The 23,579-nt window shown below is 68.8% G+C and carries 19 protein-coding genes and 1 riboswitch; of the genes, 10 read left to right on the forward strand and 9 right to left on the reverse strand.

Going from position 1 to position 23,579, the window contains the following annotated elements; translation table 11 throughout:
* Positions 1-55 precede the first annotated feature (55 nt).
* Positions 56-1,639, reverse strand: a complete 1,584-nt coding sequence (locus ACQY7V_RS01020; RefSeq protein WP_428638509.1) for an alpha/beta hydrolase — start codon at positions 1,637-1,639, stop codon at positions 56-58.
* A gap of 77 nt (positions 1,640-1,716) precedes the next feature.
* Positions 1,717-3,435, reverse strand: coding sequence for an alpha/beta hydrolase (locus tag ACQY7V_RS01025; RefSeq protein WP_235361914.1), 1,719 nt, complete (start codon positions 3,433-3,435; stop codon positions 1,717-1,719).
* A gap of 254 nt (positions 3,436-3,689) precedes the next feature.
* Between ACQY7V_RS01025 and purU the strand changes: the two genes are divergently transcribed.
* A complete protein-coding gene (gene purU / locus ACQY7V_RS01030; protein ID WP_154476385.1) occupies positions 3,690-4,556 on the forward strand; it encodes a formyltetrahydrofolate deformylase in 867 nt (288 codons plus the stop codon).
* An 83-nt stretch (positions 4,557-4,639) separates the two neighbouring features.
* Here purU and ACQY7V_RS01035 read toward each other — a convergent pair whose 3' ends face one another.
* Positions 4,640-5,566 (reverse strand): cation diffusion facilitator family transporter, encoded by a 927-nt coding sequence (locus ACQY7V_RS01035; protein WP_428638498.1) that lies wholly within the window; start codon positions 5,564-5,566, stop codon positions 4,640-4,642.
* Positions 5,567-5,798: 232 nt separating this feature from the next.
* Positions 5,799-5,882: riboswitch (ZMP/ZTP riboswitch) on the forward strand.
* Positions 5,883-5,923: 41 nt separating this feature from the next.
* Here ACQY7V_RS01035 and glyA point away from each other — a divergent pair.
* The 6 genes from glyA to ACQY7V_RS01065 all read left to right on the forward strand — a co-directional run bounded on the left by glyA (position 5,924) and on the right by ACQY7V_RS01065 (position 12,282).
* The gene (gene glyA / locus ACQY7V_RS01040; RefSeq protein ID WP_154476389.1) at positions 5,924-7,216 is read left to right on the forward strand and encodes a serine hydroxymethyltransferase; all 1,293 of its coding nucleotides are present in this window, start codon (positions 5,924-5,926) and stop codon (positions 7,214-7,216) included.
* The gene (locus ACQY7V_RS01045) at positions 7,213-8,109 is read left to right on the forward strand and encodes a bifunctional methylenetetrahydrofolate dehydrogenase/methenyltetrahydrofolate cyclohydrolase (protein WP_235361911.1); all 897 of its coding nucleotides are present in this window, start codon (positions 7,213-7,215) and stop codon (positions 8,107-8,109) included. Before glyA ends, ACQY7V_RS01045 begins: the two co-directional genes overlap by 4 nt.
* Before the next feature lie 68 nt (positions 8,110-8,177).
* A complete protein-coding gene (locus tag ACQY7V_RS01050; protein ID WP_154476393.1) occupies positions 8,178-9,407 on the forward strand; it encodes an arginine deiminase in 1,230 nt (409 codons plus the stop codon).
* An 81-nt stretch (positions 9,408-9,488) separates the two neighbouring features.
* Positions 9,489-10,487: an ornithine carbamoyltransferase gene (gene argF / locus ACQY7V_RS01055; protein ID WP_428638500.1), complete on the forward strand. Its 999-nt coding sequence runs from the start codon at positions 9,489-9,491 to the stop codon at positions 10,485-10,487.
* Between the two features lie 83 nt (positions 10,488-10,570).
* Complete coding sequence (gene argB, locus ACQY7V_RS01060) at positions 10,571-11,488, forward strand: acetylglutamate kinase (protein WP_235361909.1); 918 nt, start codon at positions 10,571-10,573, stop codon at positions 11,486-11,488.
* Entirely contained in the window at positions 11,485-12,282 is a 798-nt protein-coding gene (locus ACQY7V_RS01065) for an exodeoxyribonuclease III (RefSeq protein WP_154476399.1), read from the forward strand. The genes argB and ACQY7V_RS01065 overlap by 4 nt, the downstream gene beginning before the upstream one ends.
* Before the next feature lie 4 nt (positions 12,283-12,286).
* Here ACQY7V_RS01065 and ACQY7V_RS01070 read toward each other — a convergent pair whose 3' ends face one another.
* Entirely contained in the window at positions 12,287-13,411 is a 1,125-nt protein-coding gene (locus tag ACQY7V_RS01070) for a YhjD/YihY/BrkB family envelope integrity protein (protein WP_154476401.1), read from the reverse strand.
* A gap of 78 nt (positions 13,412-13,489) precedes the next feature.
* Positions 13,490-14,038, reverse strand: a complete 549-nt coding sequence (locus tag ACQY7V_RS01075) for a 2'-5' RNA ligase family protein (RefSeq protein WP_154476403.1) — start codon at positions 14,036-14,038, stop codon at positions 13,490-13,492.
* A gap of 142 nt (positions 14,039-14,180) precedes the next feature.
* On the opposite strand from ACQY7V_RS01075, the gene galK reads away from it, so the two are divergent.
* From galK to mfd, 3 genes are all read left to right on the forward strand, one after another.
* On the forward strand, positions 14,181-15,419 hold the full coding sequence (galK, locus tag ACQY7V_RS01080) for a galactokinase (RefSeq protein ID WP_303772800.1): 1,239 nt from the start codon (positions 14,181-14,183) through the stop codon (positions 15,417-15,419).
* Positions 15,420-15,721: 302 nt separating this feature from the next.
* Positions 15,722-16,333 carry an aminoacyl-tRNA hydrolase gene (gene pth, locus ACQY7V_RS01085; protein ID WP_303772801.1) on the forward strand — a complete coding sequence of 204 codons (612 nt, stop codon included), beginning with the start codon at positions 15,722-15,724 and terminating at the stop codon, positions 16,331-16,333.
* 3 nt (positions 16,334-16,336) lie between these two features.
* Positions 16,337-19,933: a transcription-repair coupling factor gene (mfd, locus tag ACQY7V_RS01090; protein WP_320836212.1), complete on the forward strand. Its 3,597-nt coding sequence runs from the start codon at positions 16,337-16,339 to the stop codon at positions 19,931-19,933.
* A gap of 45 nt (positions 19,934-19,978) precedes the next feature.
* Here the strand turns inward: mfd and ACQY7V_RS01095 are convergent, their stop codons facing one another.
* The 4 genes from ACQY7V_RS01095 to ACQY7V_RS01110 are packed head-to-tail and all read right to left on the reverse strand — an operon-like array spanning position 19,979 to position 23,284.
* A complete protein-coding gene (locus tag ACQY7V_RS01095) occupies positions 19,979-21,088 on the reverse strand; it encodes an ABC transporter permease (protein WP_428638505.1) in 1,110 nt (369 codons plus the stop codon).
* Complete coding sequence (locus ACQY7V_RS01100) at positions 21,085-21,738, reverse strand: ABC transporter ATP-binding protein (protein WP_428638506.1); 654 nt, start codon at positions 21,736-21,738, stop codon at positions 21,085-21,087. The genes ACQY7V_RS01095 and ACQY7V_RS01100 overlap by 4 nt, the downstream gene beginning before the upstream one ends.
* 5 nt (positions 21,739-21,743) lie before the next feature.
* Positions 21,744-22,865, reverse strand: coding sequence for a peptidoglycan-binding protein (locus ACQY7V_RS01105; protein ID WP_235361904.1), 1,122 nt, complete (start codon positions 22,863-22,865; stop codon positions 21,744-21,746).
* 2 nt (positions 22,866-22,867) lie between these two features.
* Positions 22,868-23,284, reverse strand: coding sequence for a hypothetical protein (locus ACQY7V_RS01110; protein ID WP_184453541.1), 417 nt, complete (start codon positions 23,282-23,284; stop codon positions 22,868-22,870).
* Positions 23,285-23,579 lie beyond the last annotated feature (295 nt).

The following is a 23,579-nucleotide window of genomic DNA, read 5'->3' on the forward strand; positions in this document are numbered from 1 at the left end:
TATGTCGGCCGCCCTTGGTGTCTCAGCTCAGTTTCAGCTCAGGCCCTTGCAGACGTCATCCGGCCTGGCAGACGGTGCCCTCCTCCGGCAGAGCGCCGGTGTTGAGGTAGTCGACGGCTGCCGCGTCGACGCAGCTCGAACGCTCGGAGAAGGAGGCTCCGTGGCCGGTCCCCTCGAGGGTGAGGAAGGAGGCCTTGCCGAGCTGTTCAGCCAGTTCCTTGCCGTGCTGGAAGGGGGTGGCGTGGTCGCCGGTGATGCCGATGACGAGGAGCGGGTTCTTCACCTTGGAGGCGTCGAAGGTGTCCGTGAAGTCCGTGCCGGTCTCGGCCAGGGACGCGCACTCGAACTTCGTGTACTCGGAGATCACTTCGTCGGTGAGTTCGGGGCCGCCGATGAACTCGGGGACGCCCACCTTCTTGATGTGCTCGATGAGGCCGGCGAGGTCGGGCGTCTTCGGCGTGGAGGGGCAGACGGTGAGCTGGCCGGCCGTGTCGATCTCGGCGCCGCCGCTCGCGATCTGCGCGGAGAGCTCGTCGATCGCCTGCTGGTCGCCGGACTTGGCCTTGCCGAGGAGATCGAGGGAGGAGGCCTGGGCCTCGGGGAAGTTGTAGAGGGCGCTCGTGAGGAAGTCGCGGAGCTCCGAGCCGGTGATCTCCGTGCCGTCGCTCGCCTTCAGCGGCGTCTCATCAAGGGACTTCTTGTAGTCGAGCATCTCCCGTTCGGAGGTGAAGGGGCAGGTGACGGACGCGCCCTCCAGGGTGGTCATCTTCGTGCAGGAGTCGGCCAGGGCGCCGGCCGCCTTGGCGACGGCGACCTGCTGGTCGTAGTTGTGCTCGATGCTGCCCCACTTGGCGTTCTCGGCGGAGTCGAGGATCATGCGCCCGGCGGTCGAGGGGAAGAGGGTCGCGTAGGTCGCGCCGAGCATCGTCCCGTAGGAGTAGCCGAGGTAGTCGAGGCGCGGCGCGCCCGAGAGGACGCGGAGGAGCTCCATGTCGCGGGCGACGTAGGAGGTGCCCATGTAGTGGGCGATCGGGTTCGTCTTCGCGCATTCGGCGAGCTGCACGGCTCCGATCTCGGAGTCGGAGGGGCAGGAGACCGGGGTCGAACGGCCGACGCCCCGGGGGTCGAAGCCCCACGCCTCGTGGGTCTCCATGACCTTGGTGAAGGCCGGGGTCGCGGGCATGGACATCGCCTGCTGGACGCCGCTGGCGCCGGGGCCGCCCGGATTCATGAAGAGCGGGATCGCCTTATCGGGATCGCCGGTGGAGGGGATCCTCACGACGGCGAGGTCGATCGTCCTCGTGTCGGAGGGGTTCGCCCAGTCCATCGGCGCCTTCACGGTGCCGCACTCGTAAGTCGAGACGTCGACCTTGGCCTCTTCGAGGACCGGGGACACCTGGTCGTCCAGTCCGTCCTCGGCCGTGCAGGGATGCCAGTCGATCTTCTGCTCGTAGATGCTCTTGTAGGTCCGCTGCTGCCATGCGCCGTCCAGGGCGGTGTCCGAGGCGAGGGGCGCGCCCGATTGGGCGCTCGCGTCCCGGGCCGGGGCGGCCGGCGAGCAGGCGGCGAGGCCGATCACGGCGAGCATCGCGCTGGTGAGGGCGAGGGGCTTGCGCCAGGAGGCGCGGCCGGTCGTCATTGCGGTCACGGAAGGATTCTCCTTTTCGCTGAGGTCGAGTTGAAGCGGGGTGCGGCTGCCGGAGCTGCTGCTCGGGTTCACTGAGCGGCTCCATCGGCGATGGTGGTGCCCTCGTCGGGAAGAGTGCCGTTCAGCAGATAGTCGGCGACCGTCTGGTCGAGGAGGGAGGAGCGCCCGCCGAAGGAGAGTCCGTGGCCGTGCGCGTCGAAGGTGAGCAGACGGGCGTTGCCGAGCTGTTCGACGAGGCGCTCCGAGAGGGCGTAGGGCGTCGCGTGGTCGCCCTTCGTCCCGATGACGAGGATCGGGGTCTTCGTGTTGGGGGCGTGGAAGCTCGTGTTGAAGTCGGTCCCGACCTCGGGAAGGACCGCGCAGCGCAGATCGGAGAAGTCGCCGATGGTCGTGTCGTTGACCTCGGGGCCGCCGATGAGCGGGGGCACCCCGGTCTTCTTCATGTGTTCGACGAGGCCGGCGACGTCGGGGGTCTTCATGGCGGAGTGGCAGGTGATCATCTCGCCGGTGGGGTCGAAGAGAGGACCGGAGGGGGCTTCCTGAGCGTCCGACTGAGCGCCATCGGGGCTGGACTGAGCGCTGTCGGCGCCGGACTGACCGCCGTCCGCCGGCTTGTCGGCGGGGGAGGAGCTGAATCCGGCGAGGATGAGGAGTTCGTCGATGTCAGCCTGGGCCCCTCCGGCTGCCTTCTTCACGGCGGAGAGGCGCTGGGCGCGTTCGGCCGGGGCCTTGTAGAGCGTGTCGACGAGGAACTGGACGAGCATGCCGCCGGAGAGTTCGGTGCCGTCGCTCCCCTTCCAGGGGGAGGCGTCGAGGGAATCGCGCAGGGCGAGCAGGCCCTCGGTGTCGGTGAAGGGGCATGTGGTCCCGTCGGCGCAGGTGCTCGCGATCATGGCGTCGATCTCTGCGGAGACGGCGACCTGCTGGTCGAAGCCCGTGGTCAGGTGGGCCCAGTCGGCTGCGAGGGCGGAATCGAGGACCATGCGTCCGGCGTTGCCGGGGAACAGCGTGGCGTAGGTCGCGCCGAGGACCGTTCCGTAGGAGTAGCCGAGGTAGTCGAAGCGCTCAGCGCCGGTCAGGGAGCGCATCATCTCCATGTCGCGGGCGACTTGGGAGGTGCCCATGTAGTGGGTGAGGGGGTTCTTCGCGATGCACTCGGCGAGGCGGCGCGCGGGGATCGTCGAGGAGGACTGGCAGCCCAGGGGGCTCGAGGCTCCGACGCCGCGCGGGTCGACGGCGTAGACGTCGTACTCCTTGAGGACGGGGCCGAAGGTCGCCTGCTTCGCCAGGTCGAGGGCGAGCGAGGGGGCGGTGAGGCCGGGGCCGCCGGGGTTGATGAAGAGGGGCTTGCCGCCCTTGGCGCCCTTGCCGCTCTCCTGGCCGTCTGCCGCGTCCGAGGTCTTCGAGCGCAGCCTCATGACGGCCAGTTCGGTGGTCCGTTCATCTTCGGGATCGGCCCAGTTCATCGGGGCTTGGACTCGGGCGCACTCGAAGTTCTCGGCGGTGATGCCCTGCTCCTTGGCGGCCTCGAGACCCGTGGCGGTGAGCCCGTCCTCTTCGGTGCAGGGGCGCCATGCGATCTTCTGCTTGTAGAGGTCGGCGTAGGTGGATTGCTGCCACGCCGCGGTGAGGGATACGTCCGAGGCGACGCGGGGGCCCGGATTCTCGCCGGCCCCCTTGAAGACGGCCGAGGGCGAGCATGCGGTCAGGGCGAGGGCCGCGAGGGCCGCGCTGGTGAGAGCGAGGGGTCGGCGCCAGGTGGAGCGGCCGGTGGTCGGTCGGGTCACTGAGGGATCTCCTTGCTGTGTGATCGTGTCCGTTGATCACGTGATGCGGTCAGGGCTTGCCCTCGGCGGATCGTCGAGGGCGCGGGCCGGGAAGGGGCGGGGTATGCGCCCCGGGCGCCGATGGGCTCACGCTCTCAACGCTTCCTGAACGTTCCCTGGATGGCAAAAATGGCGGAATCGCGTGCTTCTGAGGCTCTCAGTGATGTTCCCTAAGGGGAAAATGCGGGGCTTCCCGGGTGCGCTACCCTGTTTCCATGACTGACGCACCAGCTCGCGATTCGAAGTTCGTCCTCACCCTTTCATGCCCGGATCAGCCGGGTATCGTGCATGCCGTGTCCGGCGTCATCGGCGAGGTCGAGGGCAATATCATCCAGTCGCAGCAGTTCGGGGATCCCGATTCGGGTCTCTTCTTCATGCGCGTCGAGGTGGATTCGCCGGTCGGGCGGGGGCCGGTCGAGGAAGGGCTGAAGAGGGTTGCGGAGCGTTTCGGGGCGACCTGGTCCCTCGACGCCCTGGGGCGTCCACTGCGGACGATCATCATGGTGTCGCGCGAGGGCCATTGCCTCACTGATCTGCTGTACCGTCAGCGCTCGCAGGGCCTTCCGATCGAGGTCGTCGCCGTCGTCGGCAATCATCCGGATCTGGCGCCCGTCGCGCAGTTCTACGGCGTGCCCTTCCTCAACATCCCGGTGACGAAGGAGACGAAGGCGAAGGCGGAGGAGGAGCTGCTCGCCCTCATCCGCTCCGAGAAAGTCGAGCTCGTCGTCCTCGCCCGTTACATGCAGATCCTTTCGGACAGGGTGTGCGAGGAGATGTCGGGCCGGATCATCAACATCCACCACTCCTTCCTGCCGTCCTTCAAGGGGGCGCGCCCCTATGCGCAGGCCCATGATCGCGGCGTGAAGCTCATCGGCGCGACCGCGCACTACGTGACGGCCGACCTCGATGAGGGGCCGATCATCGAGCAGGACGTCACCCGGGTGACGCACGCCGATTCGACGCCGGACATGGTGGCTCTGGGTCAGGACGTCGAGCGCCGGGTCCTCGCCCAGGCGGTCCGCTGGCACGTCGAGCGCCGCGTCCTCATGGACGGCTCCAGGACCGTCGTCTTCTCCCGCTGACGCCCCGGCCTTCCGCTCCCGCCGAGAGTCTCGCCTTCGCCCCGCCGGGACCCGTTGAACGCGGGGCGGCCCTCACGCGTCGATCACGGGTGAGCGAGCGCATCCGCGCAGTTCTCGGACGCGGAGTCGACTTCGATCGTCGTGTGCCCGATGGCGACCGGGAAATGCGTCGCCGCGCACTCGCGGACGAGGGCGACCAGGGCGTCCCGACCGCGCGCATCGAGCTCGGCGGAGACCCTCAGGTGCGCGGTGAGTGTGACGACTCCGGTCGAGATCGTCGAGACGTGAAGGTCATGGACGTCCTCGACGCCCGGCATCGCTTCGAGGTGCGCGCGCAGTCGCGCGGCGTCGAGCCCTTCCGGCGCGGTCTCGAGGAGGATCCTCGCCGAGGCGCGCAGGAGGCTGAGGGCGCGCGGCGCCATGAATGCCGCGATCGCGAGTGAGGCGAGGGCGTCAGCTCCGCCCCATCCGGTCGTGAGAGTGACGAGGGCGGCGAGGATGACTGCGAGGGATCCGAGTGCATCGGCGGTGACCTCGAGGAAGGCCGCGCGGATGTTGAGATTGTCGTTGCGGCCGCCCGCGAGGACTGCGAATGAGGCGGCGTTCGCGATCAGGCCGATGACGCCGACGACGAGCACCGGCAGGGGTTCGATCGTGTGCGGTGAGGCGAGGCGAGTGAGGGCTTCGATGACGATCACGGCGGTGAGCACCATGAGCATTCCGGCCTGCAGCCCGCCGGCGAGGACCTCCGCCCTTGCGAATCCCCAGGATCGTTCGTCGGTGCGCGGCTTCGTCGCCAGGCGCGAGGCGATGAGGGCGACCGCCAGTCCGCTCGAGTCGACGGCCATGTGTCCGGCGTCCGCTGCGAGTGAGAGGGAGCCTGAGAGGAGTGCGGCGACGAGCTCGGCGACGAGAACGGTGCCCGTAATGGCGACGGCGATGCTCAGGCGCAGGCGGATCGACGCCGAGTCGGGCAGCGGGTGAGTGCGGTCGTGGTCGTGCGCGTGCATGTGAGAATCATCCTCCTTATACCCCTGGGGGGTATTCCTTTCGTCCATGTATACCCCTCCGCTCACCTCCAGTCCAGAGCTCTTCGGGTCCCACTGCTTGCTTCACGGTGATCTTTCGAAGAAATCCCCTCGAAAACGCCCGTGAAGCAAGCAGTCGGACCCCGTTGCGGGACATGAGGCGCCCGAAGGGGGCGCGGACCCCGATGCGCGCGGGCGATCCGGCGCGCTAGGGTGGGGGAGTCGTGACTGGCGAACAGGTGGGAAACCACCGGGGAGCGATGAACTGGCATCGAGGCCGCCCGCCTGGGCCCAGATGCCGACCGAGAAATCGGCGGTTCGGAGAAACAGGAGAACCCAATGGATTCCCTCAATGACATGACCCTTGCCCAGCTCGATCCGGAGATCAGGGCGGTCCTCGATCAGGAGCTCGAGCGTCAGCGGACGACGCTCGAGATGATCGCCTCGGAGAACTTCGTCCCCCGCGCGGTGCTCGAGGCGCAAGGATCGGTGCTGACGAACAAATACGCGGAGGGCTACCCCGGTCACCGCTACTACGGCGGCTGCGAGTTCGTCGACGTCGCCGAATCCCTGGCGATCGAGCGCGCCAAGCAGGTCTTCGAAGGCGCGGACTACGTGAACGTCCAACCCCACGCGGGCGCGCAGGCGAACGCCGCGGCGCTCATGGCGATGGCGAACGTCGGTGACACGATCCTCGGCCTCTCGCTCGCCCACGGCGGTCACCTCACCCACGGCATGAAGATCAACTTCTCGGGGAAGAACTACAAGGCCGTCGCCTACGAGGTCGACCGCGAGACGATGCGGATCGAGCCCGAGCAGGTCCGCGAAGCGGCGCTGCGCGAACGCCCGAAGGTCATCATCGCGGGCTGGTCCGCCTACCCGCGTCACCTCGACTTCGCCGCATTCCGCGAGATCGCCGACGAGGTCGGGGCCGCCCTGTGGGTCGACATGGCCCACTTCGCGGGCTTGGTGGCAGCGGGCCTCCATCCGAGCCCCGTCCCCCACGCCGACGTGGTGACGACGACCGTTCACAAGACCCTCGGCGGCCCGCGTTCGGGCATGATCCTGTCTTCGCGCGGCGAGCAGTGGGGCAAGAAGATCAACTCCGCGGTCTTCCCCGGCCAGCAGGGCGGTCCTCTCATGCACGCGATCGCTGCGAAGGCCATCGCGATGAAGGTCGCGCAGACCGAGGAGTTCAAGGACCGCCAGCGCCGCACCCTCGAGGGCGCGCAGATCCTCGCCGAGCGCCTCGGGGCGGACGACGCGAAGGCCGCGGGCGTCAAGCTCGTCACCGGCGGAACCGATGTCCACCTCGTCCTGGTCGATCTCGTGGATTCCGTCCTCGACGGCCAGCAGGCCGAGGACCTCCTCCACGAGGTCGGCATCACCGTCAACCGGAACGCGGTGCCCTTCGACCCGCGCCCCCCGAAGATCACCTCGGGCCTGCGGATCGGCACCCCCGCGCTGGCCACGCGCGGTTTCGACGCGAAGGACTTCGCCGAGGTCGCCGACATCATCGGCACGACCCTCGTCCAGGGCGCCTCCGGCGCGTCCGTCGACGTCGAGGGGCTGCGCGCCCGAGTGAGGGCCCTCACCGACGCTCATCCGCTCTACGCGGGACTCGGCGAATGAGGGCGCCCTGGGAGGGGCCCGCGAAGGTCCTCGACGGTTCGGCGACCGCTGCCGCGATCAAGGCCGAGCTCGCCGAACGGGTGACCGTCCTGCGCGAACGCGGTATCGTTCCCGGTCTGGGGACGATCCTCGTCGGGGAGGACCCGGGCTCGGTCGCCTACGTGGCGGGCAAGCACCGGGATTGCGCCGAGGTCGGCATCGCCTCGATCCGCGTCGACCTTCCCGAGACGGCGACCCAGGAGGAGATCGAGGCCGCCGTCGACCGGCTCAACGCCGACCCGGCCTGCACGGGCTACATCGTGCAGCTCCCCCTGCCCAAGGGGATCGACCAGAACGCGGTACTCGAGCGGATCGATCCGGCCAAGGACGCCGACGGCCTCCACCCGACGAACCTCGGCCGCCTCGTCCTGCGCGCATCCGGGCCGATCGACTCGCCGCTGCCCTGCACGCCCCGGGCAGTCATCGAACTCATGACCCGCCATGGGATCGACCTCGCCGGCAAGGACGTGTGCGTCATCGGCCGCGGCGTCACCGTCGGGCGCTCCATCGGACTGCTCCTCATGCGCCGTGAGATCAACGCGACGGTCACCGTCTGCCACACGGGCACCGCCGACCTCGCCGACCACGTGTCGCGCGCGGACGTCGTCGTCGCTGCCGCCGGATCAGCCGGGCTCGTGACGAAGGAGATGGTCAAGCCCGGTGCCGTCGTCCTCGACGTCGGCGTCTCCCGAGTCCTCACCGAGGACGGCAAGTCGCGCCTCTTCGGGGACGTCGCCGACGGAGTCGACGAGGTCGCCTCCTGGCTCTCGCCCAATCCGAAGGGCGTGGGGCCGATGACGCGCGCCCTGCTCGTCATGAATGTCGTCGAGGCCGCCGAACGCGCTGCCGAGTAGTGCTGCGGAGGCGGGCTTTTGGGCCCGCCCCCGCGCCCGCTCGCGCCGATGAGAAGGGAAGTCCATTCATGCTGCCTCATGTCGATTCCGAGGTCGGGCGCCTCGCCTCCGTGCTCACCCACAGGCCGGGCAAGGAGATGAACAGGCTCACGCCCTCGAACATGGGCGAGCTGCTCTTCGACGACCTCATCTGGTTGGAGCGCGCCCAGGCGGAGCACGATGCGATGACCTCGCTCATGCGCGCCCGCGGCATCGAGGTGCTGTATTTCGCCGATCTCCTCGCCGAGGCGCTCGCCCAACCGGGAGGCCGGGAGGAATCCCTCGAACTGGTCTTCACAGAGCGGACTGTCGGCCCCGCCGCCCTCGACGCCCTTCGGGGATTCGGCGCCTCCCTCGCCCCCCGTGATCTCGCCGAGGTCCTCATCGCCGGCCTGACGAAGCGCGAGCTCCTCGAACGCGCGCCCGAACCGGCCTCGACGTGGATCTCGGGCATGGATCTCGACGACTTCATCCTCGCGCCGCTCCCGAACCACCTCTTCACGCGGGACACCTCCTCGTGGATCGCCGGCGGCGTCGCCGTCTCGTCGATGCGCAAGGCCGCTCGTCGCCGCGAGACCATCAATCAGGAGATCGTCTACCGCCTCCACCCGCGCTTCGCCTCGAAGGAGATCCCCTTCTGGAAGCACGGGACCCTCGACGGTTCGGCGACGATCGAGGGCGGCGACATCCTCAACGTCGGCAATGGCGCGCTCATCGTCGGCGCCTCGGAGCGCACGACCCCTCAGGGCGTCGAAAGACTCGCCCAGCGGCTCTTCGCGCAGGGAGCGATCCGGGAGATCATCGTCCTCCAGATCGCGAAGAAGCGCGCCCAGATGCATCTCGACACGATTCTCACGATGCTCGACGAGCGCACCTTCACCGCCTACGCGGGGCTCGGACGCGTGCGCACGCAGGTGATCCGCCCGGGCTCGGGAGGCGCCCTCGAGATCACGGTCCATGAGGCGGAGGAGATGGAGGCGGTCTTCGCCGCGGCGCTCGGCGTCGATGAAGTCCGGATCCTCACCGTGCCCGCGGATTCGCTCACCGCCGAGCGCGAGCAGTGGAACGACGGCTCGAACCTGCTCGCCCTCGAACCCGGCGTCGTCATGGCGTACGAGCGCAATGCGGCCTCGAATGATTTCTTCGCCGCCCAGGGCTTCGAGGTCGTGACCATTCCGGGCAACGAGCTCGGTCGGGGGCGCGGCGGCGCGCACTGCATGACCTGCCCGATCAACCGCGATAGCCTGTCCCGGCACTGAGGACCGCGCAGACCGATCCTCGAAACCACCGCATCCGAAAGCCGACGGGCCCTTCCGGGCCCCGATAGGAGACACCCGCTCATGACGCACCCCCTGCACGGACGCCACCTCCTCCGCGAGATCGACTTCACCCCCGCCGAATGGCTCTCCCTCATCGACCTCGCCGCCGAGCTCAAGGCCGCGAAGAAGAACGGCACCGAGGTGCAGCGCCTCAAGGGCAAGAACATCGCCCTCGTCTTCGAGAAGACGTCGACGAGGACCCGCTGCTCCTTCGAGGTGGCGGCCTTCGACCAGGGCGCGCACACGACCTACCTGGACCCCTTCGGCTCCCAGATCGGCCACAAGGAGTCGGTCGCCGACACCGCCCGCGTCCTCGGGCGTTTCTTCGACGGCATCGAATACCGCGGCGATGACCAGGCGAAGGTCGAGCTCTTGGCGGAGCTGTCGGGAGTGCCCGTGTGGAACGGCCTCACCGATGACTGGCACCCCACTCAGATGCTCTGCGATGCGCTCACGATGCGCGAGCACGCGGGCAAGCCCCTGAGCGAGGTCTCCTTCGCCTACGTGGGCGATGCGCGCTTCAACACCGGGCGCTCGCTCCTCGTCAACGGCGCCCTCATCGGTGCGGATGTCCGCATCGTCGCGCCGAAGCAGCTGTGGCCCTCCGCGGAGGTCGTCGAGGCGGCCGAGGCGATCGCGAAGGAGACCGGCGCCCGGATCACCCTCACCGAGTCGATCGACGAGGGCGTGGCCGGCGTGGACTTCGTCCACACCGACATCTGGGTCTCGATGGGTGAACCGAAGGAGGTGTGGGACGAGCGGATCGCCCTGCTCAAGCCCTATCAGGTGAACGCCGCCCTCATGGCGAAGGCCGCGCCGAACGCGAAGTTCATGCACTGCCTGCCCGCCTTCCACGACCGCAACACGACGGTCGGCGAGCAGATCTTCCAAGCGACCGGTCTCGCCGAGCTCGAGGTGACGGACGAGGTCTTCGAGGGCCCGGCGTCCATCGTCTTCGACCAGGCGGAGAACCGCATGCACACGATCAAGGCGGTCATGGTCGCCACGCTCGGCGACTGAAGCGCGTACGAGGGCGGGGCTGCCTCCCGAAGGGGAGGGCCGGCCGTTGAACACCGCCCGGGGAGATGAAGGAGAGTCACGACATGACCGAGCACGACGGCCCGGAGCTCACCGATGCGCAGCGCGCGCACGTCCTCGGTGAGGCCCTCACGTGGATGAGGGAGTTCCGCGGGCGGATCATCGTCATCAAGTACGGCGGTCACGCGATGACGGATCCGGACGCGCAGGAGGCCTTCGCCGCGGACGTGCAGTTCCTCCAGCACGTCGGGATGTTCCCCGTCGTCGTCCACGGCGGCGGGCCGCAGGTGAGCGCGATGCTGTCGAGACTCGGGATCGAGACCCCCTTCAGGGAGGGCGTGCGCGTGACCACGCCGGAGGCGATGGAGATCGTGAGGATGGTCCTCACCGGCCAGGTCCAGCGGCGGCTCGTCTCGCGCCTGAACAGCCGGGACAATCTCGCGGTCGGCATTTCGGGCGAGGACGGCGCGCTCTTCAAGGCGAAGAGGCGCCGCGGGGTCGACGCCGCGGGAGGCGAGGTCGATTTCGGCCTGGTCGGGGACATTTCGGGTGTAGATCCGGGCGCGGTCCTCGATCTCCTCGAGTCGGGCCGCATCCCCGTGGTCTCCTCGATCGCGATCGACGAGGAGGAGCCGAGCCGGGTCCTCAACATCAACGCGGACGCCGCGGCCTCGGCGATGGCGGTGGCCCTCAAGGCTTCGAAGCTCCTCATGCTCACCGATGTCGAGGGCGTCTATTCGAATTATCCGGATCCGTCCTCGCTCATCCGCCTAACGACGGCGTCGCAGTTGCGGGCGCTCGGGGATGCGATCTCTTCGGGCATGATCCCGAAGGTCAACGCCTGCCTTGAGGCCATCGAGGGCGGGGTCGGGGCGGTCCACGTCGTCGACGGCCGCGCCCCGCATTCGGTCCTCATCGAGGTGATGACCGACCAGGGCACGGGCACGATGGTCGTCCCCGATGCGAAGGAGGAGGCGGAATGAAGATCTCGACCGTCAACGTCAACGGCATCCGCGCCGCGGCCCGCAAGGGCATGCACGAGTGGCTGAGCTCGGAGGACCCCGATGTCGTCCTCATGCAGGAGGTGCGGGCCGATGCCGGGATCGCCTCCGATCTGCTCGGCGAGCAGTGGCAGACCGTATCGGTGCCGTGCCGCATCAAGGGCCGCGCCGGCGTTCTCATCGCCGCCCGCTCGGGCCGCGCCCGCGTCCTCGAAACCCGCGAGGTCCTCGACGGCATCGAGACGGACGTGGATTCGGGGCGCTGGGTCGAGGCCGTCATCGAGGCCGGGGGGAGGCGCGTGCGGGTGGTCTCCGCCTACTTCCATTCGGGCGAGAAGGACACGCCGAAGCAGGAGGCGAAGATGGCGCACCTGCCGAGGATCGGGGCGCGCCTGTCCGAGCTCCTGGCCAGCGGCGAGGACGTCGTCGTGGCCGGCGACTTCAACATCGTGCGTTCGCGGATCGACATCAAGAACTGGACGCCGAATCACAACAAGCGCGCGGGCGTCCTCGATGAGGAGATCGCCTTCCTCGAGGAGTGGATCGCCTCCGGGTGGCGCGATGTCGTCCGTGATCTCGCGGGCGAGGTCCAGGGCCCGTACTCGTGGTGGTCCCAGCGGGGCAAGGCCTTCGACAACGACACGGGCTGGCGGATCGACTACCAGTTCGCGACGCCAGGGCTCGCCGAGCGCGCGCAGGGGTTCTCGATCGCGAGGGCGGCGTCCTACGACGCGCGATTCTCCGATCACGCTCCGGTGAGCGTCGTCTACGCCTGAGGCTTCAGGGCTTCGAGGGCGCCCGCTCGCCGGTGCCGTTGAGCGGCTTGCCGTCGTGGAACGGGGCGCTCTCGTCGAGCGGGTCGGGACGGACCTCGCCGCTCACGGGGTCGTACTGCCAGGCGAGCGTCGCGGGGACGGCGCGCGTGACGTAGTTCGGGGTTTCGAGGAAGTGGATCGCGCGCGCCGAGGCGGGCCTCTCGGGCGCCGGGGGATCGGCGATCCACGCGCAGATGAGGAGGACTGCGCGGACTTGCAGGTTGATCCACAGGACGAGGGTGATGAGCGTCGCCGCAGTGGCGAGCAAGGGGCCCTTCGCGGCGCCGACGACGCTCGTTCCCGCGATGCGGAGGACGATCGAGGCGAGCGCGATGAGGAGGACTCCTGTCAGGAGCCGCCGCATCGGCACCCGGACCTGGGCGACGACGCCTATGAGCACCCAGGAGACGAGCGCGTACACGAGGAGCGCCAAGAGGGTGCTCAGGGCGTCGAGGAGGGCGAGGGAGGCGCTGGAGGAATCCAGGCCGAGAAGGCCCGGGAGGGCTTCGCCCGTCATGTCCACTGCGACGCCGAGCCCCGCGCCGAGAACGAGGGAGAGCCCGAGGGCGAGGGCGCCGAGGGCGTTGCGCGCGATCAGGACGAGCGGATGCGAGGGGACGACCCGGATGGCGAACATCGCGCGGATCGATGCGCCGAGCTGGCCGACCACGCTCACCGCGCTCCACGCCATGATCGCCAGGGCGATCATGCCGGTTGCGGACACGGCGCCGCTCATGACGAGCGACTCGGGGTCGATGAGGCCCGAGGGGTCCTCGTCCGTCTTCAAGAGGTTCGGGATCGTCCGGGCGATCCCCGAGAAGAGGGCCTCCCGCATCGTCTCGTTCCCGCCGAGCACGGCCATGAAGGCCGTGACGGCCACGGTGAGCGCCGCGGTCAGGGACAGGAGCGAGGTGAGCGCCATCCCCGAGGACAGGAGCGGGCCGTTGGCGCCGTTGTAGCGCGCGAGGGCCCTGGCGATCCGCGTCTGATTCCACCATTCGCCGAGCGCTGCGCCCTTCGCCGTGAGGCTCGGCGCCTGAAGGGCGGTCTTCAGCGAGGGGACGGGTCGGGGGGAATGGGCGGCGTTCATGGTTCCACGGTATCGGCGCTCGCCTGCGCGCGCCCGTTCAACGCCGGGCAGCGGTGCTGCGGAGCCGCTGGCGCGGACTCACACCGAGGCGGCTTCGAAGTCGAAGAGCGCCATCGTCGAGTACATCTCGTTCGCGTCGACCCGGTCGAGGCGGAATCCGGGGACGAGCCATGTCGCCTCGAAGGTATCGCCGACATCGAGGGCGAGGTCGAGGGCGGGGTCGTCGACGTCTTGAGCGAGGGTGACGTGCGGGTGGTAGGGGAAGCGCTGGGGCACGTCGAGGGGGCCCGTGCGGATGTCCTCGGCGAGATCCGTGCATTCGGGACCGCCCTCGGCGAGCGTGAGGAAGGCGACCTGGGAGAGGGGACGGAAGGAGTCGCTCCCCCTGAGGGTGATGCGGAAGGGGCGGTGGTGCTTCGCGACTTCGCGGAGGTGGCGGATCACTTCGGCGCGCTTCTCGGTCGGGAAGGGCGTCGGCGGCAGGATCGTGATGTGCGCGGGGACCCGGGATCCTTGAAGGTCGCCGAGCCCGAGGCGCAGGTCGGTGAGCTGGGTGACCCAGGGTTCGGGGATGGCGATGACGACTCCGAGCCAGTCCTGATCGGGGGAACGCTGCGGGAGGAACATACTCGCCTTCGGGTCGGCCGGTTGGGTCCGGCCCGCGCTGCGGCGGGCCTGCACTACTATCGTAGGCGGCGTCCGCGCTCATGAGCCGGAATAGCGAGTGCGAAGCTTCGCGGCGCCGCTCGACCGAAGGAGGTGTGGTGAAGTGGTGACCTGGAATGAGGCCGCTTCCCGTGAGGAAGGCGTCGCTCAGGCGCGGGCACTGTTCGTTCAGACCTTCGGGGCCGAGCCCGCGGGCGTCTGGTCGGCTCCGGGCCGTGTGAACGTCATCGGCGAGCACGTCGACTACAACGGCGGGCCCTGCCTCCCGATCGCGCTCCCGCACCGCGCCTACGTCGCCGTCGCTCTTCGCGATGATCGCCTCGTCCGCCTCGTCTCGCCGCAGACGGCCGACGAGGTCGACGTCCTCGACCTCGATCGTGTCGCCCCTAGGGGGGCCGAGGGCGAGGTGAAGAATTGGGCGGCCTACCTCGTCGGGGTCGCGTGGGCCCTCGAACGGGCCGGATACGGGCCCCTGCCCGGATTCGACGTCGCCCTGTGGAACTGCGTGCCCAGGGGCGGGGGGCTCTCCTCCTCGGCCGCTCTCGAATGCTCGATGGCCGTCGCCCTCGACGAGCTCGCGGGACTCGGACTCGCCGGCGCTGCCGATGCGCCGAACGAGGAGGGGCGCAAGATCCTCGTCGAGGCCTGCAGGCGCGCCGAGAACGAGATCGCGGGCGCGAACACCGGCGGTCTCGACCAGACGGCCTCGCTGCGCTGCGAAGCCGGGCACGCCCTCGAGCTCGATTGCCGCGACATGTCGACCGCGCTCATCCCCTTCGACCTTGCCGCGCAGGGATTGGAGCTCCTCGTCATCGACACGAGGGCGAAGCACTCCCTCAATGACGGCCAGTACGCGGCGCGTCGCGCCGATTGCGAGGAGGCGGCGCGGATCCTCGGGGTGGACCTGCTCGTCGAGGTCTCCGACCTCGATTCGGCCCTCGGGGCCTTAGCGGAGGAGCGCCTGCGGATGCGGGTGCGCCATGTCGTCTCCGAGATCGCGAGGACGGGCGCCTTCGTCGAGATCCTCAAGGAGGGGCCGCTCGAGGGCGAGCGCCTCGGCGTGGCAGGGGCCCTGCTCACGGACTCCCACGAGTCGCTGTGCGATGACTACGAGGTGACCTGTCCGGAACTCGACGTCGCGGTCGAAGCGGCGCTCGCGGCCGGGGCTCATGGCGCCCGGATGACGGGCGGCGGTTTCGGGGGGAGCGCGATCGCCCTCGTCGATGCGGGGAGCGGAACTCGGGTCGCCGAAGCGGTCGCCGGGGCCTTCGAGCGGGCGGGCTTCACCGAGCCCCATTTCATGATCGCCGTGCCCGAGGGGCCCGCGGGCCGGGAGGCCTGAGGCGCTGCCTCCCCTCGCCGGGAGCACTGCCCGCCCCCCGTCGAGAGCATTACTTTTGCGCGTCGAGAGCATCACTTTTGCGCGTCGAGGGGATGCGGGCGGCTCGCCGAGCACGGGGAGGCGATCCGCGTGCTCGCTGTTCGCCCGTGCGCACCGCGATCGCGCCCGGGCTTCCGCGCCGCTCACTCGGGAGTCCGCCGTTCGCTCTCGCGCGGGCATCGTGCGGTGCGCGCTGGCGGGCGTGACCTTTCCCGCCCGTTCCGATGGGGAACGAGGGCGGTGCGGGTGGCAGAATCGGGCGTATGAATGCGCAGACCCCCTGGCTCGTCGTGGGCCTCGGAAACCCGGGCGCCGAATACGCCCAGACCCGGCACAACGTCGGTCACCTCACCCTCGACGTCCTGCTCGGGCGCGCTTCGGCGCAGCTCACCCGCCACCGCACGGGCACGCGGACGGCCGACGTCCGCCTCGGGATGCTCCCCGGCGGCGTCCCGGGCCCGAGGGCGGTCCTCGCGATCTGCGAGTCGTACATGAATACGAGCGGAGGGCCGGTGGGGCGCCTCATGAGCTTCCTCAAGATCGGCCCCGAGAACCTCCTCGTCGTCCATGACGACCTCGACCTGCCGGCGCACGAACTGCGTCTCAAGCACGGCGGCGGCGAGGGCGGCCACAACGGCCTCAAGTCGATCTCGCAGGTCCTCGGGACGAAGGACTACCACAGGCTGCGCATCGGGATCGGGCGCCCGCCGGGCCGCCAGGACCCGGCCGACTACGTCCTGGCGAGGATCTCCGCGAAGGAGCGCCCCGAATGGGACGTGACCTTCGAGGAGGCCGCCGACGTCGTCGAGGGCGTCCTCAGCCGCGGTTTCCCGGAGACCCAGCAGGCCCTGCATTCGAAGAATTCGGGGCGCTGAATCATGATCCTCACGGGACTCGCCCGTCTCATCGAATCCGATGCAGCGCTGGATCGAGCGACCGGTTCGCTCGCCTCCGGCCGCTCCGGGGTCCTCGTCATGCCCAAGGGAGCGCGCCCGCCCGCGATCGCCGCACTCGCGCGCAGCGCGCAGGCGAGGCCCGCGCTCGTCCTCACGGCGACGGGCCGCGATGCGGAGCGTCTGACGAACGCCCTGCGCTCGTGGATCGACGGCGTCGAGATGATGCCCGCCTGGGAGACCCTGCCGCACGAGCGCCTTTCGCCCCAGGTCGACACCATGGCCCGCAGGATCGCGGTCCTGCGCAGGCTGGCGCACCCCGTCGAGGGCGACAAGCACGCGGGTCCGATCTCGGTCCTGGTCGTTCCGATCAGGGCCTTCCTCCAGCCGGTGATCAGCGGGCTCGGAGAGCTCGAACCCGTGCGCGTGCGTCCCGGGGACCGCGTCGACCTCGAGGATCTCGCGCACCGGCTGGCCGCCCTCGGCTATGAGCGGGTCGACATGGTCGAATCGAGGGGGCAGCTGTCCGTGCGCGGAGGCATCCTCGACGTCTTCCCGCCGCAGGAGGCCCACCCGGTGCGCGTGGAGCTGTGGGACGACGAGGTCGATGAGATCCGCGCCTTCTCCGTGCAGGATCAGCGCACACTCGGCCTCCTCGAGGAGGGCCTGTGGGCCCCGGCCTGCCGCGAACTGCTCCTCACCGACGCCGTGCGCGCCCGCGCCCGCGACCTCAGCGATGACCTTCCCGGAGCGGCGGAGATGCTCTCCCTGGCGAGCGAGGGCATCGCGGCGCCCGGAATCGAGTCCCTCGCACCGGTTCTCGCCTCGGGCATGGACCGGCTCATCGACCTCGTTCCGAAGGATTCGCCGATCCTCGCCGCGGATCCGGAACGCATCCGTGCGCGCGCCGCCGACCTCGTGGCTACGACCGAGGAATTCCTCGCCGCGGCGTGGTCCGTCGCCGCGGGCGGGGGAGCGACCCCGCTTCAGGCCTCGGCCGCCTCCTTCCTCCACCTCGACGATCTGATCGCCGAGGGCGGCCGACCCTGGTGGCAGCTCACGGAACTGCCCCCGGCCGAACTCGCCGGAATCGATGAGGACGCGCACGAGTCCGTCGAGGGCGGGGCCTCGCCCTCGGGGCCCCGGGCGAGCGTCGTATCGCCGACGCTCATGCGCATGGGGATGCGCGAAGTGCGCCCCTACCGGGGTGATTTCGCCGCGGCGTGCCACGACCTCAAGGCCCTCGCGGATGCGCACTGGACGATCGTCGTCGCGACGGAGGGGCCCGGGCCCGCGAAGCGCATTCGGACGATCCTCGCCGAATCGGGCCTGCACGCCGCCTTCGTCGAAGACCTCGGGCAAACGCCCGAAGCGGGAACGCTCCTCGTCACGACGGCGCAGGCCGAAGCGGGTTTCGTCGCTCCCGAGCTCAAGCTCGCGATCCTCACGGAGTCCGATCTCACCGGGCGCGCGGGGGCCTCGACGCGCGACATGCGCAAGATGCCCTCGCGCCGCAAGAAGGGCATCGACCCGCTGGCCCTGCATCCGGGCGACTACATCGTCCACGATCAGCACGGCATCGGCCGTTTCATCGAGCTCGTGTCCCGTACCGTGGGGCGCGCAGACTCGGCCGTGACCCGCGACTACCTCGTCTTGGAGTACGCGCCCTCGAAGCGCGGGCAGCCGGGCGACCGCCTCTACGTTCCGACCGACTCCCTCGACCAGATCTCGAAGTACACGGGTTCGGACCAGCCGGCGCTGACGAAGATGGGCGGCGCCGAGTGGGCGAAGACGAAGGCGCGCGCGAAGAAGGCGGTGAACGAGGTCGCCAAGGAGCTCATCCGCCTCTACGCCGCCCGCCAGGCGACCAGGGGCCGCGCATTCGGGCCGGACACGCCCTGGCAGCGCGAGCTCGAGGACGCCTTCCCCTACGTGGAGACGCCGGACCAGTTGGTGACGATCGATGAGGTCAAGGCGGATATGGAGAAGTCGGTCCCGATGGATCGTCTTCTCACCGGCGATGTGGGCTACGGCAAGACGGAGATCGCGGTCCGGGCGGCTTTCAAGGCGATCCAGGACGGGGCGCAGGTGGCGGTCCTGGTGCCGACGACCCTGCTCGTCCAGCAGCATGTCGAGACCTTCACGGAGCGCTACGCCGGGTTCCCCGTTTCGATCGCGTCCCTGTCGCGCTTCTCGAGCGCGAAGGAGGCCGAGGAGGTGAAGGCGGGCCTGGCGTCGGGGAAGATCGACCTCGTCATCGGCACGCACTCCCTGCTCACAGGGACCGTGTCCTTCAAGAACCTCGGGCTCGTCGTCATCGACGAGGAGCAGCGCTTCGGCGTCGAGCACAAGGAGACCCTCAAGGCGCTGCGCACGGACGTCGACGTCTTGTCGATGTCGGCGACGCCGATCCCGCGCACGCTGGAGATGGCGGTGTCGGGCATCCGTGAGATGTCGATCCTCCAGACGCCGCCGGAGGAGCGCCAGCCCGTCCTCACCTTCGTCGGCTCCTATACGGATCAGCAGGTGAGCGCTGCGATCCGGCGCGAGCTCCTGCGAGACGGCCAGGTCTTCTTCGTTCACAACCGGGTCGATTCGATCACTTCGGTGGCCGCCCATGTTCAAGAGCTCGTCCCCGAGGCGAGGATCCGCGTCGCGCACGGCAAGCTCTCCGAGCACCAGCTCGAGGAGGTGATCGTCGATTTCTGGAATCACGAGTTCGACGTCCTCGTCTGCACGACGATCGTGGAGACGGGCCTGGACATCTCGAACGCGAACACGCTGATCGTGGACCGGGCGGACGTCTTCGGCCTCTCCCAGCTCCACCAGTTGCGGGGCCGCGTGGGCCGAGGGCGCGAGCGCGCCTACGCCTATTTCTTCTACCCGGGGGACAAGACGCTCACGGAGACCGCGCACGAGCGTTTGAAGACGATCGCGGCGAATACGGATCTGGGCGCGGGGCTCGCGGTCGCGCAGAAGGACTTGGAGATCCGGGGCGCGGGCAACCTGCTGGGCGGCGCCCAGTCGGGGCACATCGAGGGCGTGGGCTTCGACCTGTACGTGCGGATGGTCGCCGACGCGGTCGCCATGTTCAAGGGCGAGGTCCCCGAGGTCAAGCCGGCCCTGAGGCTGGACATCCCGGTCGACGCCCATATCCCCGAGTCCTACGTGCCGGGGGAGCGTCTGCGCCTGGAGGTGTACGGGAAGATCGCGGCCGTGGCGACCGCCGAGCAGGAGGCTGATCTGCGCGACGAGCTCGCCGACCGTTACGGCCCGATCCCGCGTCAGCTCGACTTGCTCTTCGCGGTCGCGAGGATGAGGGAGCTCCTGCGGTCGCGCGGACTGGAGGAAGCGGTCCTCCAAGGGAAGTACCTGCGCGTGAATCCGATCGAATTGCGCGAATCGCAGGTCCTGCGGCTCAAACGGCTGCATCCCGGCACCGTCATCAAGGCGGCGGTCCGTCAGCTCCTCGTGCCCGTGCCGATGACCAAGCGCATGGGCGGCGATCCGCTCACGGACGAGTCCTTCCTCGAATGGCTCGAGGTCCTCGTCACCAAGGTGCTCACGCCTTTTGAGCGGTAGGGCGCGGCTGCGTGCCGGGAGCTCGATTCCCGGTTCTGCTTCGTGCTAGGGCACTCGCAGTTCGTGGAGGGGATCGCGGGCAGACGCCCATGCCGCAGGGAGGACCGCCAAGGCGCAGGAGCTGAGGACGAGGGCCGAGGCGCCTGCGCAGACGAAGGCTCCTCCGGGAAGGGGCGCGTCGCGTGCGAGGAGCAGGACGAGCCCTGCTCCCGTGCCGAGGAATGCTCCGACGATGGAGGCGAGTGCGACCTGGCCGATGGTGAGGACGAGGATGGTCGTCCGTGTCGCCCCGAGGGCTCGTCGGCGCCCGAAGTCCTTGCGGCGCATGAGGACCGTCCCCCAGACGACGATCATCGCTGAGACTGCTGCGATCGTGAGCGTCGCGAGGATGAGAGTCCGGTTCGAAGAAGTGAGCGAACCGTCGAGGGCGGTGCGAAGCGCGGCGAACTGCTGCGAAGAAGCGAGGGTGTAGGTCGAGGAGGGGATCCCCGACAGATGATCGATGACGAGTCGTTCAACGAAGGGGAGATTCGCTGCGGAGTCCGCGACGATGAGGATCGATGCGACCGGTGTGGTGGGATCGGCGCGAGTCGGGATGAGGATCGTCGGGGCGTAGTCGTCGAGGAACTCCGGGAGTGCTTCTTCTGCGACGACTTGGAATTCCGGGCCGTCATCGATGGTGCGCACCGCTCCGCCCGAGGGTGCGAGTCCGAGTCGGTCGAGGACGCCGGGAGAGGCGATCGCCCTGACGGGGACAGGCGGATGGGACTTGTCGAGCCGATCCTCTCGTTCGGTCGCCCAACGCCCGTAGACGCGCCGTGCGCTGACACGAGGCGCCCCGGAGTCGGTGCGGGCCGACACGTCGAAGACCTCGGAGAAGGCCGTGGTCTGAGCGACGATGTCGTATCCGGCGAGTGCGTTTGCGAGTCCTAAGGTGAGCGGGGAGTCGGATTGGGCGGTGCGGATGGTGAGGGGTCGCGTGCCCATGTCGTCGATCGTCGAGAGAATCTGCTGCTGGCGTCCCGCGGCGTAGCCGGCGGTCGCGATGACTGAAGCCGTGGCGATCGTCATGATGAGTCCGACGACGAGGGAGGTGAGGCGCTGGGCGAGCGCACTCGCGCGGATCTCTCTCAGCAGGGGGAGCGGGGAGGTCATTCGCCCTCCCCGATATCGATGCGCCGATCGGCGAGGGCGGCGATCGCCGCATCGTGGGTGACGACGATGACGAGCGCTCCTTCGCTGGCCTTCTCGGCGAGGATCTCCATGACGAGTCCGCCCGTGCGGGAGTCGAGGTTGCCCGTCGGCTCGTCGGCGAAGATCACAGTCGGATCACTCACGAGTGCGCGGCACAGTGCGATCCTCTGCGCCTGCCCGCCCGAAAGCTCTCCGGGGCGCCGATGCGCCGGAAGATCGAGTCCGACGGCGTCAAGGAGTTCTCGGGCGCGTGTTTCGGCTTCGCGACGGGACTGCCCGCGGTAGAGAGCGGATTCCGTGATGTTGTCGAGGACGGAACGCGTCGGGTCGAGCGCGGCGTCCTGGAAGATGAATCCGCATTTCTCCGCGCGGAAGCGTGAACGGGCGGAGTCTGTGAGCGCGTCGATCCTCGTCCCCTCGAAGACGATCTCGCCGGAATCCGGGCGCAGGAGGGTCGCGAGGAGGAAGAGCCTCGTCGACTTGCCCGTCCCGGAGCCTCCTGTGATCGCGGTGAGCGAGCCGGATTCGAAGGAATCGGACCACGCGTCGACGACGGGAGCCGGGGTGCGCGGGTATGCGAAGGCGACCCTCCGCGCTTCAAGGAGCGGCATCGTTCTCACCGCGCCGATGAGGAGGAATCGTCAGACACGGGTTCGTCGCCGGGCGAAGCCGCGCCTCCTTCGTCGGCGAGAACCCTCACGCGAGTGCCCTCGTCGATCCCGGAGACGACGGATCGGCCCTGCGTGCTTGTGAGGACCTCGACGGGGAGCAGGGTCCCGTCCTCGGAGATGAGCACCGTCTTCGCGTCGGCGTCGACGCGAAGAGCCGCAGTCGGCACGATCACGCCGGTGATCTCGGGGACGACGGTGATCGACGTCGGGAGTCCTTTCGCGCCTTCGACCCCGATGAGTGCGCATTCGTCGCCGCAGATCGAATCCGCGCCCTCGACGGGGACGAGCCTGGCTTTCGCCTCTGAGGTCTCCTCGTCGATCGTGATCGGACCGATGCGTGCGGCCCAGATGCTCGATCCCATCGCGATTGAGGCGGGCATTCCCGCGGAGATGATGGAGAGCTGTCCGCTCGGGATCGTCATCGTGAAGCGCGGCTCGGATTGGAGCGTCTCCGCGATCGCATCTCCGACGCGGACGGGCATTCCGATATCGACGCCTTCCGCCCAAGTCAGGGCCGTCGGCACATGCGAGGTGAAGAGGAGGCGCCCGAGGGGGACGCTCGCCTCGTTTGCGAAGCCGAGCCCCATGTTCCAGTCGAGAACGGCATTCCTCGTCTGCGCTCCGAAGTTCCCGTCCTCGGCGAGGCCGTAGCCGCCGATCGTATTGAGGAATCCTTGGAGCTGAGCGACGTCGGGGCCCCTCATCCCCTCGGCGAGTTCCCTGTAGGCGGGGACCTCGCCGTGAGCGAGGACGACGGGGTTCATATCGACCGTGTAGAGGAGGTCGCCGATCTGCTTGGGCTCCCCCTCGGCTGCGTCGAGCGAGGTCAGCGTGCCTTCGAGCTGGGTCGGCAGGGTCGTCCCGCTTGTTCGCTCAGCCGAGGCGTTGAGGGTGAGCATGCGGCCGAGTGTCCCCGTCTCGGCGGTGACGATCGTATAGGGGGAGGGCGTTTCGCTCGGAGTCGGGGGAGCGAGGAGGACGTGCAACGACCACCCGCCGAGCGCTCCGAAGCACAGGAGGGCGAGCCCGGCGGCGAAAAAACGGGGGAGGCGGCGGACGGCGGACATGCTCACTCCCACGGGCAGATGCCGTACAGCTCTTCGAAGGACCGGTATTCGCCGCCCGAATGTCCTTCGCCGACATCCCGGAGGGGATCCCAGGTCGGGCGCCCGTTGAGAAGGTCATCAGTGAAGGATTCCTGCGTCGGCGGGTCCGAGATCGCGTAGTCCTCGGCTTCCAAGCAGGTCTTCAAGCGCAATCGGTCGGCGTACTTCGCCGCTGCGTATTCCGCTGTCAGCGGCGGGCTCGTCGGGCTGGGCCCCACGGCATGCGCGCATTCTCTGGCATCAGCGTTGAAGGCGGAGAATTGGCCGTCGATCCCGGCGAGGTCGAGGGCGACATTCGGCGTGTCGGGGGCGGTGACTGCGATCTCGGTCCACCCGCGGTCGTTGAGGCAGGAGGCGAATGCGGTGTTCCACTCCGTCACCTGCCGATTGAATTCATTGTCGTTCGCGGCGGGCGGAAGGCTTCCCGCCGAGTCGAAAACGGACAAATCGACATCTTCTGCTTCGCCCGTTGAGGCTGAAGCCCCGCTTGATTCTGATGATTCGGGGCTGTAGCGGGTGAGAGGAGGCGAGTGGGTCTCCGGTGAAGAACACGCCCCGAGGACCGTCGCCAAGCAGAGTGCTGAGACCGCGACTGCAAACGGTTGTTTCACGAGTCAGTCCTTCCTCCGACTCCGGTCGCGCCTGCCGGGAAGAGGGGTTACTCTTCCCGACATA

The organism is Schaalia sp., from assembly GCF_050312375.1.
Lineage (GTDB): Bacteria > Actinomycetota > Actinomycetes > Actinomycetales > Actinomycetaceae > Pauljensenia > Pauljensenia hyovaginalis.